13 protein-coding genes are annotated in these 16,592 nt (G+C 53.9%); 11 read left to right on the plus strand and 2 right to left on the minus strand.

Annotated features, from left to right (window positions below):
• Nucleotides 1-25 precede the first annotated feature (25 nt).
• The 10 genes from P8N76_01635 to P8N76_01680 all read left to right on the plus strand — a co-directional run bounded on the left by P8N76_01635 (nt 26) and on the right by P8N76_01680 (nt 11,593).
• On the plus strand, nt 26-715 hold the full coding sequence (locus P8N76_01635; GenBank protein MDG2380352.1) for an ArsR family transcriptional regulator: 690 nt from the start codon (nt 26-28) through the stop codon (nt 713-715).
• A 91-nt stretch (nt 716-806) separates the two neighbouring features.
• Nucleotides 807-1,433, plus strand: a complete 627-nt coding sequence (locus P8N76_01640; protein ID MDG2380353.1) for an NADH-quinone oxidoreductase subunit B — start codon at nt 807-809, stop codon at nt 1,431-1,433.
• 50 nt (nt 1,434-1,483) lie between these two features.
• Nucleotides 1,484-2,305 (plus strand): Fe-S cluster assembly ATPase SufC, encoded by an 822-nt coding sequence (gene sufC / locus P8N76_01645; GenBank protein MDG2380354.1) that lies wholly within the window; start codon nt 1,484-1,486, stop codon nt 2,303-2,305.
• A gap of 60 nt (nt 2,306-2,365) precedes the next feature.
• Nucleotides 2,366-3,778 carry a Fe-S cluster assembly protein SufB gene (gene sufB, locus P8N76_01650; GenBank protein MDG2380355.1) on the plus strand — a complete coding sequence of 471 codons (1,413 nt, stop codon included), beginning with the start codon at nt 2,366-2,368 and terminating at the stop codon, nt 3,776-3,778.
• A gap of 104 nt (nt 3,779-3,882) precedes the next feature.
• Entirely contained in the window at nt 3,883-5,196 is a 1,314-nt protein-coding gene (gene sufD, locus P8N76_01655; GenBank protein MDG2380356.1) for a Fe-S cluster assembly protein SufD, read from the plus strand.
• An 8-nt stretch (nt 5,197-5,204) separates the two neighbouring features.
• Complete coding sequence (locus tag P8N76_01660; protein MDG2380357.1) at nt 5,205-6,035, plus strand: iron-sulfur cluster assembly protein; 831 nt, start codon at nt 5,205-5,207, stop codon at nt 6,033-6,035.
• Nucleotides 6,036-6,754: 719 nt separating this feature from the next.
• Complete coding sequence (locus tag P8N76_01665) at nt 6,755-8,872, plus strand: hypothetical protein (GenBank protein MDG2380358.1); 2,118 nt, start codon at nt 6,755-6,757, stop codon at nt 8,870-8,872.
• Complete coding sequence (locus P8N76_01670; GenBank protein ID MDG2380359.1) at nt 8,872-9,894, plus strand: ATP-grasp domain-containing protein; 1,023 nt, start codon at nt 8,872-8,874, stop codon at nt 9,892-9,894. The genes P8N76_01665 and P8N76_01670 overlap by 1 nt, the downstream gene beginning before the upstream one ends.
• A 20-nt stretch (nt 9,895-9,914) precedes the next feature.
• A complete protein-coding gene (locus tag P8N76_01675) occupies nt 9,915-10,928 on the plus strand; it encodes a hydantoinase/oxoprolinase family protein (GenBank protein MDG2380360.1) in 1,014 nt (337 codons plus the stop codon).
• Between the two features lie 2 nt (nt 10,929-10,930).
• Nucleotides 10,931-11,593 (plus strand): hypothetical protein, encoded by a 663-nt coding sequence (locus P8N76_01680; GenBank protein MDG2380361.1) that lies wholly within the window; start codon nt 10,931-10,933, stop codon nt 11,591-11,593.
• On the opposite strand, the gene P8N76_01685 is transcribed toward P8N76_01680, so the two are convergent.
• Nucleotides 11,590-12,945: a DUF1598 domain-containing protein gene (locus tag P8N76_01685; GenBank protein ID MDG2380362.1), complete on the minus strand. Its 1,356-nt coding sequence runs from the start codon at nt 12,943-12,945 to the stop codon at nt 11,590-11,592. The genes P8N76_01680 and P8N76_01685 overlap by 4 nt on opposite strands.
• Before the next feature lie 499 nt (nt 12,946-13,444).
• On the opposite strand from P8N76_01685, the gene P8N76_01690 reads away from it, so the two are divergent.
• On the plus strand, nt 13,445-15,457 hold the full coding sequence (locus tag P8N76_01690; protein ID MDG2380363.1) for a sigma 54-interacting transcriptional regulator: 2,013 nt from the start codon (nt 13,445-13,447) through the stop codon (nt 15,455-15,457).
• A gap of 39 nt (nt 15,458-15,496) precedes the next feature.
• Here P8N76_01690 and P8N76_01695 read toward each other — a convergent pair whose 3' ends face one another.
• The gene (locus tag P8N76_01695; GenBank protein MDG2380364.1) at nt 15,497-16,186 is read right to left on the minus strand and encodes a TIGR04283 family arsenosugar biosynthesis glycosyltransferase; all 690 of its coding nucleotides are present in this window, start codon (nt 16,184-16,186) and stop codon (nt 15,497-15,499) included.
• Nucleotides 16,187-16,592 lie beyond the last annotated feature (406 nt).

Here is a 16,592-nt window from a genome sequence, read left to right on the forward strand (position 1 = left end):
CAGCCCGAGAGGTGAAACAGGTACCATGAGCGAGTTAGTTCCGAGCGACGTCACAATCCTCGATTTACTGCGAAAACGTGAATGGATGACGGTCACTGATTTCCGGTCAGCGCTAGGTGTGACCTCGACCGCAGTCCGGCAGCGACTCACCCGACTCCTTGCGCAGGGTTTTCTGCAACGTGAATTGATTGAAACCAACGGTCGTGGGCGACCGAGCCACCGCTACTGTTTGACTCCCGAGGGTCGCCGCCAAACGGGAGCCAATTTCGGTGATTTGGCCGTGGCCCTTTGGCAAGAATTACGTGCGATCGAAGACGTGGAGGTCAGACGCGGACTGCTGCAACGACTCTCCAGTCGGCTCGCCGAGTCCTACTCCGACCAAATCCAAGGCGAGACCGTTCAGGAACGAATGGAGGCCTTGGCCGCACTTTTTCAGCAGCGTCAAATTCCGTTTGAAGTCCAACAGGACGAATGCCAATTACCGATCTTGACGACCTTTGCCTGTCCCTACCCGGAACTCGCGGAGCAAGACGCGACCATTTGCGCCGTGGAGCGGTTGATGTTCTCGGAATTGCTAGGACAAAAAATGAATTTGGACCGTTGTCGACTGAATGGCGACACTTGCTGCAGTTTCCGCGGTTCAGACGGCCGGACGAAAGAAGAATTGAAGTCAAACCAGCGGCAGCAGCTACCGAGCTCCGACCCTAGCCAATAAGGTGCAGAAGTGCAAAGATATCGGGCTCCATTTTGTTCGGTCTGCTGACCTTTACTACTATCCCACAATTACGATTGACAGGACGATTGTCATGACGCGACCTTGGATTGAAGGACGCTTTGAAGAGAACGTGGTGACGACCACCGTTGAGCAAGCGATAAATTGGGCACGACAATCGAGCATTTGGCCCATGACCTTCGGACTTGCTTGCTGTGCGATTGAGATGATGGCCGCTGGAGCCAGCCGATATGACCTCGATCGGTTTGGCGCAGGAGCATTCCGCGCCACCCCAAGACAGGCTGACCTGATGATTGTAGCGGGAACGGTCACCTACAAAATGGCCAGCCGGGTCCAACGACTCTACAACCTCATGCCCGATCCCAAATACGTGATCGCGATGGGTGCGTGCACGGTCGGCGGCGGCCCCTACTTTAAGTGGGGTTACCATGTGGTGAAGGGGGTCGACTTAGTCGTACCCGTCGATGTTTATGTCCCCGGTTGCCCACCGCGACCGGAAGCGTTGCTTGAGGGCCTGATGCGAATTCAGGATAAAATCAATGGTCACCGAATTGCCAAGCAAACATCGGTAGAAGTCAAGGGCTTCCTCGAAGCCGGAGACAAGATGGAAGATGAGTTACCCATCCCTCATCATTCGGGATACGTGAAAGCTCCGGCCGACAAAGATCCGTTGTTGGATCACCAAAAAATTACCGGTTAGGTTACTAGAGGGTCTTGTTATTAGATCCGTCCTGCTCAGAGTGAAGGCAAATGACAGATACGCTTAAAGTCGAAAATCTCCATGTGAGCGTCGAAGGAAAAGAAATCCTTAAAGGCGTGGACCTGCAAATCAACCGGGGCGAGACCCACGCACTGATGGGCCCGAACGGGTCCGGCAAAAGCACGCTGGGCCTCGCTTTGATGGGTCACCCCAACTACGAGGTGACGTCAGGATCAATCCATCTGAACGATTTAAATCTACTGGAAATGGAAGCTGACCAGAGAGCACGAGCTGGCTTATTCATGGCTTTCCAACGGCCAATCGCCATCCCCGGCGTGAAGATGGCTGACTTCCTGCGTCATGCAACGACCAACGTGCGAAACCCGGACAGGCAAGAGGGTGAAGATTTAATCCCGATGCGTGAGTTCCGCAAGGAAATCCGTGACCGCATGGAGCAACTCAAGATTGATTCTGAGTTCGCTCGTCGGTACGTCAATGATGGTTTCTCAGGCGGCGAGATGAAACGAGCTGAGATTCTGCAACTCGCGATGCTGCAGCCGAAGTTCGCGGTGCTTGACGAGACAGACAGTGGGCTGGACGCAGACGCGGTTCTTCTCGCGAGTCAAAGCATCGCAGAGATTGGTCGCAAACAGATCGGACTGTTGATCATCACACACCATGACAAACTACTAGAACACAACCGTCCCGACTTCACCCACGTAATGCTGGGCGGACGAATTGTCGAGACAGGCGGCGTGGAATTAGCAGCTGAGCTGTACTCGAAGGGTTACGACCGAATCCGCAAGAAGTACCCCGAGGCTGATGCCGCCAATCAGGCCATGTTGTCGGAAGAGGCAGAAGCCACCGCCTGATTTCAGGAATCGCTTTGAGAAACGTCCTTCGAAAATTTTTAACGCAGTAGGATCGAAGCTATGGCAACGGATATCACCTCAAAATCGTCTGGGAATATCGGTGAGATTAACAAATATGATTTCCGGACCGATTCCAAAGCCGTCTTCAAGGCAAGGAAAGGAGTCGACGCCGAAATCGTCCAGCAAATCTCCGATATGAAGGACGAGCCGCAGTGGATGCGAGACTTCCGCTTGAAGAGTTTTGAAATCTTCGAATCGAAGCCGACACCCGAGTGGGGTGGCAGTATCGACATCGATTTCCAGGATATCTACTACTACCTCAAACCCACCGACCACCAAGGGCGGAGCTGGGATGATGTGCCCCAGGAAATCAAGGACACGTTTGACAAGTTGGGGATTCCCGAGGCAGAGAAGAAGTTCCTTGCGGGTGTCAAAGCTCAATTCGAAAGCGAAGTCGTCTACGGTTCTCTCAAGGAAGAGCTGTCGGAAAAAGGGGTGATTTTCACCGACACGGACACCGCCGTCAAAGAACACCCGGAATTGCTGCGGGAGTATTTCGGAAAGATCATCCCTCCGTCGGATAATAAATTCGCCGCATTAAACAGTGCAGTTTGGTCGGGTGGGTCATTCATCTACATCCCGAAGGGCGTTTCCATCGACTATCCGCTGCAAGCCTATTTCCGAATTAACGCCGAAAATATGGGCCAATTCGAGCGAACACTCATCATTGTCGACGAGGGGGCTCAGATCCATTACGTCGAGGGCTGCACAGCACCCATGTACAGCACCGAAAGTCTTCACTCGGCCGTGGTTGAGATCGTGGTCAAGAAGAATGCTCGTTGCCGCTACACGACAATTCAAAATTGGGCGAACAACATCTACAACCTCGTCACGAAGCGCGCCGTTGCCTACCAGGACGCAACCATGGAATGGATTGACGGAAATCTCGGCAGCCGTCTGACCATGAAGTACCCGGCTGTTTACATGATGGAACCAGGAGCCCGCGGCGAGATCCTGTCGATTGCGTTCTCCTCGGCAGGCCAACATCAAGACGCGGGTGCGAAATTGGTCCACTGTGCACCCAACACCACCGGACAAATCATCTCCAAATCGATCTCAAAAAATGGTGGCCGAAGCAGCTACCGAGGTTTGGTAAAAGTTGAGAAGGGAGCTCACAACTCCAAATCAAACGTCGTCTGTGATGCTCTGATTCTCGATCCGGAAAGTCGCAGCGACACCTATCCCTACATTGAAATTGCCGAACAAGATGTCTCGATCGGTCACGAAGCAAGCGTTTCTCGTATCGGCGAAGAACAGCTCTTTTATCTAATGAGTCGCGGGTTGAGCGAGGCCGAAGCCAGCACGATGATTGTTAATGGTTTCATCGAACCGCTCGTAAAAGAACTGCCGATGGAATACGCGGTGGAAATGAATCGTTTGATTCAACTGCAAATGGAGGGATCGGTTGGCTGATGCTCCGGCCAGAGAACGATCTACCTGCGATTTCACGACTGCCAATCGATCGACATTCCAACCCGATCAGCGGAAGTTTTCCTTTCAGAGCTTGAGTTTGTACGATGCCCCCAACAACAATGACGGCGACCGGATTTTCCCAAGAAGCTTTCGATGCATTTCTGCAATCGAGAAATGAACCCGGTTGGCTTTCAGACTTGCGTCGCCAAGCTTGGCAAACGTTTTGCGACAAAGATCTTCCATCGCGAACCGAAGAAGAATGGACGCGGACGGATATCCGTCTGTTTAAACTCGCCAAATACGGCATCCCGATGGAGGAATCGACGTCCGCTGCCGCCACATCGCTGCTCGATCAAGGTGTGGATCTTGGTGGCTCGACTTCCACCGTCAATGGCGTTCCAATCACTGGGTCGCAACGCTCAGAGTTGGCGGAGCAGGGGGTGATTTTTGGCAATTTGACCGATCTAATTCAAGAACACGGTGACCTGATTCGGAAGCATCTGTTTCAGCGAGCCGTTGATCCCCACCAAGACAAATTCTCAGCACTTCACGCGGCGTGCTGGACGAGTGGTACATTCCTTTACGTTCCTCGCGGAGTGGTTGTCAAACAGCCCTTCCACTCGCTCTCCTCGATCAACGGTCAAGGAGTGGACCTTGGACACACCTTGGTTGTCGTCGAGGACAATGCGGAAGTGACCTTCTTAAACGAGATGCGGTGCAACCAGGAAAGCGATTCTGGTCTACATTGCGGCGCTACGGAATTGATTATTGGTTCCAATGCGAGCCTCCGTTTTGTCAATCTACAGGACTGGTCCCAAAACGTTTGGCACTTTGCCCACCAAAGCGCAACGGTTGGTCGAGATGCATCCTTACAATGGACCGTCGGCGCTCTTGGTAGTCGGCTGGCGAAGGTAAATCAAACGGTAGCACTGACGGGTCTGGGAGCCGCATGCCAGGTCAACGGTGTGATGTTTACCGAAGGTAAGCAGCACCTGTCCTATCACACCATGCAACACCACGTCGCGCCACACTGCCGTAGTGATTTCCTCTATAAGGCAGCTTTGCAGGATACCTCTCGTACGGTTTGGCGGGGAATGATCAAGGTCGACGAAAAAGCCCAGAAAACAGATGGCTACCAACGAAACGATAACTTGCTGCTCTCCGGGCGAGCCCGTGCTGATGCAATTCCCGGACTCGAAATCGAGGCGGACGATGTACGCTGCACCCACGGAGCAACCACCGGACGTGTGGACGAAGAATTAATCTTTTATGCTCAATCACGCGGTTACACGCGACGCGAAGCGGTCCGCCTAATCGTTACTGGCTTCTTCCAGCAAGTATTCGATCGCATCACGATCGACAGCGTGAGAGATGCCCTTGGACACGCCATCGCACGTCGCGTGCGAGACTACGAATAAACGGATAGATGATGAGCGAATTCGTAAAAGTTGCCGACATCGGCGAACTCTCTGATCCTGGCAAACAACTTGTCGAGGCAGATGATCAACTGTTGGTCCTCTTCCATGTGGATGGGCAGTACTACTGCCTCGATGACGTCTGCACCCACGATGGTGGTCCCCTCGGGGAAGGCGAACTTAACGGCAAGTCAATCGCCTGTCCCAGACACGGTGCCAAATTTAATATCTGCACGGGCAAAGCCGAAACAATGCCAGCCACTGAGGACACACGCTCCCACCAAGTACAGGTCAGAGACGATGGGATCTACGTGAAAGTCAATGACGGATCACCGTCAGAAGCCTCGAGCGAAGTAGTTGAACCGAACCCAGCCAAAACGAATACCAGTACCCACTCGGCAGCAGCCATGCCAAGCCAACCAGCAAAGACCGAACCGACGGCCGGGGGAGAGCCGCCCGCACCGGCAAGCGAGGAGGCTCTGGATGCGACGCCCGTAACCAATCCTTCCACGGCTGCAGAATTCAAAACGCTCAGTGAAGAAGTGGTGTTCGAACAACTCAAAAAAGTGATCGATCCCGAACTTTTCGTAAACATTGTCGACCTGGGACTGATCTATACCGTCGAGCTGAAGGAAAATAGCGAAGGCCAAAAAGATGTCACGATCGAAATGACCATGACGAGCCCCGCTTGTCCCGCAGGACCTCAGCTCATCGCTAACAGCCGTCAGGTGGTTGGTCAACTTAACGGGGTTGCCGAAGTCGAAGTCAAGATCGTCATGGATCCTCCTTGGACACCCGACAAAATGACCGACGATGCGAAAGATCAACTCGGGATCTTCTAGCCGACCTGAAGATTGAAGCGGTTTCTCTCCCAAAGACGTCTCCCGGAGGAGGCAACGGAGACCGATTCTGCGAAATGCAAAATTCGTTGCTCGGAGATCCCGGGGAACGATCCGCAATGTTTGGCATGACTCTCCTCAGCTGCTCGATCAGATGTCCGGCAGACCATTCGGCGGCCAGCGCCCCAAGCCGCTCGAATACAGCTTTCACCCACGTGGTCGATTTTTGCTTAATTTCATTCCCAACCGCTTGGTTGGCACGGTAATAATCCTTTCGGCGCGCCTTATCAAAGGCAATCTCAGCACGGATTTGCTCGATGAACGGAACAGGTTGCTTCGAGATTCCTGGTCGGCAGCTGACTCATCCGTATCCGAAGGCGTTAGCGTTGGGGCCGTTTTTCAGTAGCGTTTCCGATCGAGAGCCCGTGTCGCACGCAGGCAGGAGGGCTGGGATCCACATCGCGTGATTTTGGGCGACAACCACTTTCCGCTTTTCTTGCAGGTCGAAAGTCGCCACAATAGCGACAGTTGCGAATTGCAGGGATGGTAAGGATTTCGCCCTCTGTCATTTTGGTCACTGACCGCTTCCCCGACGTGGGGCCCTATTTCCAGGCTTACCTTCCAAGGACTCACTGCTCTCGAGAACTCACACCTCCGAGCCGCAGTGCGGTGAATTCGCTGAACTCCACGGTTACCGAGCTGACCCCAAGGACTGGGCTTCCGTGATCAAGAATCCACTCTTGCACCCAATATCGCTACTCGTCGTCGGCTTGGCACTGTCAATTGGATGGGGCATTCGGGGCAATTACGGTCATGAAACGGGTGCGATGCTTCCAGGCGCCTTAGCGGCTATGGCCGCTTGCCTTGTTTCCGGACGCGATGATTGGTATCCGCGGATCATCTACTTTGGCCTTTTTGGGATGCTGGGCTGGGCAGTGGGTGGTTCGATCAGTTACATGATGATCATTGGCTACACTCACTCAGGACATTCCGCAACGCAACTTTTTGGTTATGGCTCGTTATTTCTGGTTGGATTTCTATGGGCGGGATTCGGCGGGGCCAGTACGGCGATACCGGCTGTCTTAACTGACAAGCAGCTGCGAGCGTTTTTCCTACCGCTCTCGACCGTCCTCGTGGTTTGGGTGGTCCTGTATTTTGTGAAGATTCCCGTTTTCGATTTCCTTCAAGCACGCTTGGAACTCGACGGCATTGCCACCCCCATGCAACGGCAAGAACGAGCTCTTTATTGGCTCGACAGCGATTGGATCCAGGTAAGCGTGATTTTGGCATCTCTGTTGATTTTTGATCTTGTCCAGCGCCGTTTTGATGAAGCTTGGTGGATCTTTGCCTATGCGGCAATTGGAGGGCTCGCCTGCTATTTATTGTTCTTGCTTTTGCATTTCACGATCGGCAACACGTGGCTGATCACTTGGTTCGTCCAACCTCAAGGCACCTTCGAAGATCGTTACACCGCTGATCAACTCGCAGTCACGAATTGGCCACCGCTTTTTTTGTATTTGGGCAGACGTGAAGGTTTGTTTTACTCGGGAGAATCTCTCGCCTTGCTATTAGGTGCTTGTCTTGGGGTGTTCGTTTACTTTGCTCGCTTCGGAAAATTCGCTCACGGTAGCGGGTTGATTGTTTGGATAGCGTCGGGATGGCTAATCAGTTTCGTTCTACTTCCAGTGCTTGGCAGCCTCTTCCTACCGCAATACGGTGGACTACGAATGACCCCACCCCGAGGAGACAATTGGGCGGGCGTCTTGGGAGCTTTGCTTGGAGGGCTAATCTATTGTTGGCGGCAAAATCAAAAGCTGGTGGTGATCGCTGGAATCCTCTCCGGGACACTGGGGGGCATTGCCTTCTCGGGTGCAACCTGGACCGAAACAATGCTTGTTTCATACGGGAATCGGAATCTGGCTGCTTCCCAGGAACAATGGACCGCATGGCAAGAAACGACGTGGCAACCGAGTTCTTGGACAGGCGGTGAACGGATGCCTTCGCCGGATTTTCTAGCCAGTGTTACCGCACCGCAAGGCTGGGAGGCGTGGCAGCATCAAAATTGGCACAGTTACGTTGAGCAGTCATACGGCTTTTTGAACGGAGTTGGGTTAGCCATCGCGTTAGGAATTCTGGCAACGCGCGTGCCGCGACAAGCTCCGGTACGCCCCGGTAGCCGTTGGATGCTTCTCCTCTCTCTCGTGTTGGTTCTTCCCGTCTTAACTTATGTCAATATGATCAAAAACTTACGAGACTGGGGGCAGGACTTTAACGGTCACCAAAGGTTGCCGGACATGATGGCCATTCCATGGACGCGGGTTGAACTCTCGTCGCTACATTGGTTCAATCTCGTCTTTCTTGTGGGAACATTGGCGTTTATCGCGGCAATCACAATCCACTGGCGCCGCCCCATCGAGCTCTTCGGCACCAACTGGATCGGCCGCGGACAATTGCTGTTCCTGACATTGATGTGGGTGTTCGTTGTCGGTAACTTCTCACGTGCACTTTCAGCCTTCACCGCAGGTCGTATCCTGACCGAAGGCATTCTCTATCTAAATGCAGTTTTGGCGTCGGTTTTAATCCTACTGCTGCCGTCCGCCCAACGGATGGCATCTGTCCCAGAGAAGGACAACCCAGAGAAGGACAACACGGGAAAACTCCTATTCATCTCGGCGACCCTATTATTGATTAGCGCGATCGCATTTCCTTCGCTCGAGTGGTGGACAACTCGCCGCGTGTACGGTGACACACACAGCGGTAAACGTGGCATGGATTTCCGCTTCGGCCCCAATGCGAATTGGAAACGGGCACCATTGATCAAAGGCGAGCACCACCGATAATGGGCCCTCGAACCGTCTTTCTTTACGAGTTCATCACCGCAGGAGGTTGGCATCACGTCGCGTCCGGTCCACCGGACGGATCGCTATTAGCAGAGGGTCGCGCCATGCTTGAGGCGATTGCGACGGACTTCGCCGCCCTCGACAATGTGAGTGTCAACCTGATGTGGGACACACGACTTGAAAGACCACCAGCGGGACAAATCGAGATCGCCAAGGTATGCTCAGCCGACGAGGAACTCAAAACGTTCGCGAGCTTGGCAAGCAACTGCGAGTGCACGTTAATCATCGCTCCGGAAATTGACAATTGGTTGTCTAGCAAAACGAGGACAGCTCAAGAACTGGACGCACTTTTACTCGGGCCGAATGTTAATTTTGTCGAGATCACAAGTGATAAGAGCCTGACTGCCGAAAGGCTACGTTCTGCCGGTGTTCCGACTCCCCGCACGGTCCGTTATCGCCCCGGAAATCCACTGCCATCTGAACTTGGTGAGAGATTGATCGTCAAGCCAAACGACGGTGCAGGATCCACGGATGTCAGAAAGCTGAACACAAGCGATTTGGAAGCTCACGTTTCGGGTGACCGTGAGTATTGCGTTCAAGAATTCTGCTCGGGGCGTCCCGCGAGTGTGGCCTCGATTTGTCGAGAGCATGATCGGATCATGCTCCCCGCCTGCTGGCAATCAATCGAACCAACAACCTTTCGCTACCAAGGCGGTCGAACTATCCAAGAGCAATCGATCCAAGACCGCCTAACTCAACTCGCACATGCGACTCTCGATACCCTCCCGCCAACTCGCGGTTATGTGGGAATCGATCTCGTACTCGGTGACCGTCTTGATGGGTCGCTGGATCGCGTGATCGAAGTCAACCCACGCCTAACCACCTCTTATGTCGGATTAAGGGCGACTGCGGACGGAAATCTGGCCGACGCCATGTTATCTGCTGTCGACGACAAACAGATCAATTTGTCGTTCCGTAGCGATGCTGTAGAATTTAGTGCTTGCGGAAATATTTCGAGTTGAGGAGCGGGGTGAATGGATCGATGAACTGGCTATCACTAGATATCGGCGGCGCCAACATCAAGGTGGCTGACGGAAAAGGATTCGCAGCTTCGCATGCATTTCCACTTTGGAAGAATCCCGCTGCTCTCACTCACGAACTTCGTCGTATCATCTCAGAATCCCCGGAGAGCGATCATCTAGTTGCGACCATGACAGGAGAACTGGCAGACTGTTTCACCAGCAAGGAGGAGGGAGTACAAACCATCCTGACCGCTTTGCAAGAGGCAGCAGACGGCCGGCATACACGCGTCTACGTTAACGATGGAACCATGGTCACTCCGCTTGTCGGCGGCCGTCGTCATTCCGAGGTGGCCGCGGCAAACTGGCACGCGTTGGCCAGGTTTTCAGGCCGCTTCATGGAGTTAGGTCCGGCCCTACTGATCGACGTGGGCTCCACGACCACCGATGTCATTCCGTTTCGTGATGGACTTCCCATTCACAAAGGCACGTCAGACACTCAACGCCTGATCACCGGAGAATTGGTGTATACAGGCATTCAACGCAGCCCTCTCTGTGCTGTCGCACGCCAGGTACCCTACCGGGATCACATGTGCCCACTGGCCCATGAACTCTTCGCGACGACGCTGGACGCCTATGTGATCCTGGGTGATTTACCGGAGGATGCGGCGAACGACTTCACCGCCGACGGACGTCCCGCGACCAAAGTCAACGCGCGAGCTAGACTGGCACGCTCGATTGGCGCTGATAGTGAACAATTCAATCATCGCGATGCGGTAGCCGTCGCGCAGGCGGTCGCCGAGGCCCAAGCCGAACTACTGACTTCCGCGATGGAACGTGTGCTACAACGTAACGATGAAATGCCTAAATCGATTGTGATCTGCGGTCAGGGTGAGTTTCTCGCCCGTCAAGCTATTCAGAATTTCGGTTTGAGCAGCACCGTCATCAGTCTCAAGCAACAACTCGGGGCCGCCATTTCTCGCTGCGCCACCGCTCACGCGCTAGCGGCGATCGCTCAAGAAACCGCAGGACCTTGAGCATGTCATTTCGCGTGGTCAAAGTCGGTGGCAGCTTATTCAAATCCAACCAAATCGGCACGGCAGTTGACCGTTGGCTACGACAGAAGTCAACGAAACCAACCGTTCTCGTAACTGGCGGTGGAATCTGGGCCGATCAAATTCGACGCCTCGATGCAGAAACATGCCTCTCGTCACACCAGGCCCATTGGCTGGCAGTTCGAGCGATGAGTTTGACGACAATCCTCTTGGCAAACCTGATGGAGCGATCCACCTGGATCCAAGAATACTCGGAACTCAAATTCTGGCTGGAGCATCAACAAGCAATTCAAGGTAAAAAACAAAGACAGGCGATTGCCGTCTTCGACACCGAGAACTTTTTGCAAGAAGTTGAACCGAGCGCCCCCGGTACTGAGTTACCGAAAAGTTGGGATGTGACCAGCGATTCGATCGCTGCTCGACTGGCCGAGGTGACCGGAGCGGACGAATTGATCCTGCTCAAGTCGATCAAAGCATCAGTCGACTGCCCTCAAACGGCCGCCCACGACGGAATCGTGGATAGCTACTTTCCCCAAATCGCGGCAGCTCTCCGAGCAAGAGCCGTACCGTGTCGCATTGAGACAGACAAACTCATGGCTCCAGCAACGAGTTGCGACGGGCCAACCGATGGAAATTGGGTGGATTAATTCCACCACCAGTTGTCAGCCACATGAGCATTGCGAGTCTTTGCTTCGTCAACCGCCTTGCTACCTTGTGAACGAGCTGCGTAGCGCCAGGAATCAATCTGAACTCCACCCGACGCGGTGATCAGATAGTCACGACCACGCTTGATGACACTGCACTCCGACGAAACCGTCTTCGGGGGATTCCAGGCTTCCATCGCAAAATCGCCATTGACGCCGGTCAGTGTCGGCAGTTGACAGCCCGCTTGTTGAAGTAATTGCTCTTTTTCGATCAGCGCTGAAATTACGCTCATGTCCATCAGATTACGAAGTTGTCCAAAAACAGCTTCTTCGCGAGACAAATCGTCATAATGACGCGTCATCTGATCGGCCCAGCGGGTGGCGATGGGGCTCTTCTTACCCGTTGTGGTGAACGATCCATCATCCGAAACCAACGAATCTTCGGTCATGACTTTGACACCGCGACCTCGCAGTTCCCAGGACAATCCGTCTTCGCTGCGGGCGAGTGGATCATAGTCGCAAGCCAGCCACCAACGAGGCATCATGTTCGTGATCTTCGTACGACTCTGAGCCATCATCTCTAAGAAGCTCGGCAGCTCGGGGACAGGTGACTTGTCCAACTGCATGGCGATTCGCTTCATGCGATAGTCCGCCGCGACCAAAATGCGAGCAAAATGACTCGTCTCGGGAACACCCGCAATCGTGATTTGCTGTGGGCCGAGACTCTTCGCAATGCCATCGACAACGGCCGAAGAGAACTGTTTTTGTTTTCGCACATACTGCTGCATCGCACGCGTTCCTGCTTCCGTCGGGTCGATCGAGCAAGAAATACCCGACGTGCGAGCTGTGCGAGCTGTCTGCAAAGCAACGAGCAAGTCTTCAAGCTTAATGACAGGCAATCCGGTTGTTTTACCAACAACCTCACCCCGATCATTAACCATCCAACCTTCCCCGGGCCCTGCGATCACCACATCCTGTTGCTCGGGATAGACAAACACATACTGAATACGTTGCAAACCGGCCAAGTAACGAATCTCGTCGGGCAACTGAGACAGATCGTGGTTTGGAGCGTTCTGCAAAGCAGCTTCGAGTTTCTTCAGCGAAATTTTTCGCAGTGAAATCTGCGAGTCCATGAGTTCGGGCACATCCTGTAAATCCGCCACGATGGCCTTGCGTAATCCATCGGTTGCCACCACAGTCGGCTGACTCAAGACTCCTTCGGCATTGATGGAAACGCCACCAACGGCACCGTTGCGGAAGCCATTGAAACCCGCATCCGCATCGCCGGGAACAAAGGCCATTCCAACGATTGCGATCGACCAAATGAGTCCCTGGTATTTAAGAGGTAATCGCATAACTCCGCTCCGGTTTGCTTTGGCAATGCTTAGAAGGAGAAACTGGCCTGCCAGACCGGTTCTCTAATGTCCCGTGATGGTGCTTGATTCTTGCCCCGCTTAACGCTGGGGAAATCTGCCTAAATACTACGCCTTATCTGCTTCTCTGCAATAGGTTTAGGATAACTAGGAAGACTTGAGGAATCAAGAAAGAGCCGAAAGCGTCAATTATTCCGATCATGAAGTCCTACAAACGGTACTCGAACCGTCCGATTCGGGCTCACAACCCGCATCGGCAACTTGCGTCTCGACCTGGAAAGCGACTAAGTTAGGAATAAGGGGATACGTAACGGCAAACTCCCGTCCAAGCGTTCAGCCGTCCTCGTGGCTCGATAGCCACTCCCTCCGCTGATTCGTGGTCGACAAGCCTCCTGGTATTCCCAGAGGTAACGGCTATTCCAGGAGTCATCAGCGTTCGGCAGTTCTGATTTTTTAGCCGCGGTCTTATCGAATTGACAGCATGCTCGCTTACCTCGTCATCCGTGAAGGTTCCAAATGGACCGATGTTTTTCGGCTTGTAGAAGGCCGAACCGTCACGATCGGACGAGCGCCCACCAATCAGATCGTCGTCAAAGATGAACGTTGTAGTCGTCACCACGCAGAGATTTTTCTGTCGGAAGGCGAGTGGATCTTACGAGACTTGGACAGCCGCAACGGCACCATGATCGGCGAAAAACGCGTCATCGGCGATCACACCCTCTCGGCCGGTGAGGTGGTACGAATCGCCCACGCTCAACTGGCATTCGTTCACGACTTGTCAGCTGCCTTTCCCGACTCGCCTGCTGAACCCAAACAAGAGGAAACTGTCATCGGCGAGGCCGACGATGACGATGTGCTCGAACCCTACGAACCCACCACCATCACCCATCGCAAGGGACAAACTCGTTTTCTCGAACGTCGGCAGGAAGACGACGAGGTTTCCACACCCAAAGTTGGCCAGGCAGCCGCTAAACTGTGTCGGATTGCCTTTGAATTGGCCAATGAACCCGATACGATTTCGGTTGCAAATCGAGCCCTCGAGGGACTGCTGGAGGGCACCCAAGTCAATGCCGGAGCCGTGCTGTTGATCCCGCGTGATTTCAAGGGAGCTCCCGCCGGATCTGATTTAGAATTGACCGCCTCACTGACGGAAGACGGCATCAAATACCATCGGGTCTCCAATTTTCTTGCCATGATGGTGATGCGAGAGGGAGAAGCCGTCCTCGCTCGTAACGTGGATGGAGATAGCACCCTCGGAAGCCGAGATAGCCAAGGTGAGATCCACGCGACCAGCGTGCTGTGTGCCCCGATACGCCAAGATGGAAAAGTCGTCGGACTCGTGCACCTCTACTCGACGAACACGGAAATCGTGCCCGATCCGGACGATCTCGAGTTTTCGCTTGCCGTCGCTGACAATGTGGCGCTCGCATTGAAGACCCTCGATCGACAGCAAGAACTCGCAGAGAATCTGAACGTCTCCCAGGGCGAAGTCAAACAGCTGCGACGCCAACTGGGGGCCGCCAGCGAAATCGTCGGCAGCAGTCCGCTGATGGATCAGGTCCAACAAGAAGTTTTACGAGCCGCTCCCAGCCGTGCCACCATTCTGATTCGTGGAGAAAGCGGCGTCGGCAAGGAATTGGTCGCGCGAGCCGTCCACTATGCGAGCCCGCGCAAAAAAGGTCCGTTTGTCTGTCTCAACTGTGCCGCATTATCCGAAACGCTGCTGGAAAGCGAACTGTTCGGCCACGAGCGAGGAGCATTCACCGGCGCCACCGATCGAAAAATTGGCAAGTTCGAAGCGGCCAGTCAAGGCACCCTGATGCTGGATGAAATCGGTGAAATGAGCCCCACGATCCAAGCCAAGTTTTTACGGGTTTTGGAGGGGCACCCATTCGAACGTGTCGGGGGAAGCAACGCCATCAAGGTTGACGTTCGGGTGATCGCCGCAACCAATCGTGATCTCGAAAAGGCCGTTGCCGAGGGAACCTTCCGACGCGACCTCTATTTCCGCTTGCGAGTCGTCGAAATCACCGTGCCTCCACTCCGTAAGCGACCAGAAGATATCATCGAAATCGCCAAGCACTTTCTACTCAGCTACATGGCCGACTCAGGTCGCAAATTACTCGGTTTCACCGCGGAAGCTAGAGACCAGCTGCAACAATATCGGTGGCCAGGCAATGTTCGAGAACTCAAAAACGTCGTGGAACGCGCCGTCGTCTTGGCTCGGCACGATTATGTCGACGTCGACGATTTGAACCTCTCGAATTTAGCAACGGCCGGCGACAGCGCGGTTCTACCCGTTGCTTTAAATACTTACGAGCCGCTCACACTGGCCGAGGTGGAGCGTCGGCACATTATGGCCACACTTCGCCAAACAAACTGGAATAAGAGCCGCACGGCGCGAACACTGGGCATCGAACGATCGACCCTGGACCGAAAAATCCGGAGGTACGGATTGGTGCCTGACGTCGATACAATTCGCGAGCCCAATTAGGCCATTCCCTTTTTCACTCGCGGCGAATCCAAACTGGCATCAACTGGCATCATGCCGGGGATAATATCGCTGTAATCGACGCGGCGAGACGCCACAAAAAAAGGCACTCAGTAGACACCAGTTGCGGACTGTTTGTGTCAAAACACCTTTTTGCTCCCAGCGTCGAGCACTCACCTGCAAGGGCCCCGGCAACAGCCTGGGACGGCCCAGTCGCCTAAGTCGTCGCATCAACACAACATCTTCCATCAACGGCTCATCCGGGAAGCCACCCACCTGCTCGAATGCTTCTCGCCGCACAAAGATTCCCTGATCGCCATAAGCCAAACCAAGCATTCGAACACGAGCCGCATTCCCCTTCGACAACAAACCGTACAACCAACCGTTGGCGTTAATTTGCTGCTCGAAAGCACCGAAGCTCACCGACGAATCGGTGCAAGCGATTCGAACTTGTTTCAGACAGTCTGAACTAAGTCGACAGTCGGCATGCTGGAATAACAGCAAATCACCGCCGGCCACTGCCGCGCCGGCATTCTGTTGCTTCGCTCGACCCGCTTCACTGGACAGAACGCGACTACCCCGGTCGGCCGCAATCTCTCGTGTTCCGTCCTGACTGCCACCATCCACGACGATGATCTCATCCGCTCCAGCTCGAACCGCCGAGTCGATGGCAGCACCAATCTGCGCGCTTTCATTCAAAGCCGGAAGAATGATGGATACCCGACACGTCATGTGAAAACTTCCGAATCCTTCTTGGCACCGACTAACCGAACATGCACAACTTAGTTCACTCACTGAACTCCGCCTGTCCGAAAAACATCCCCTCAACGAACGAACTTTCACACTCAAGAGTGCTGAAAAGCTCTGTAAATCTTACGAAATTCTGGATTCCAGACCAAGCTCGCGAACGGAACTGGATTCGGTCAGGATTCCGCGGTTGGCCTTGAGGCAACGAGCCGTTCAATGCCCCTCAATACCGCAAGCAGGCTTTGAGCTGAGGAGCCAATTCGAATTTCCTTCGCAAAGCCAAGACGCAAGTCATTCGAGATCTGAGCCGGTCTTGATCGCTTTCAACCCCTCCCAGGCGGCTCAACTTCCGCTTGATGGCCATCCTCGGCATCCAAAGATCAACTGAGTC

The sequence above is a fragment of the Pirellulaceae bacterium genome, from assembly GCA_029243025.1.
GTDB lineage: Bacteria > Planctomycetota > Planctomycetia > Pirellulales > Pirellulaceae.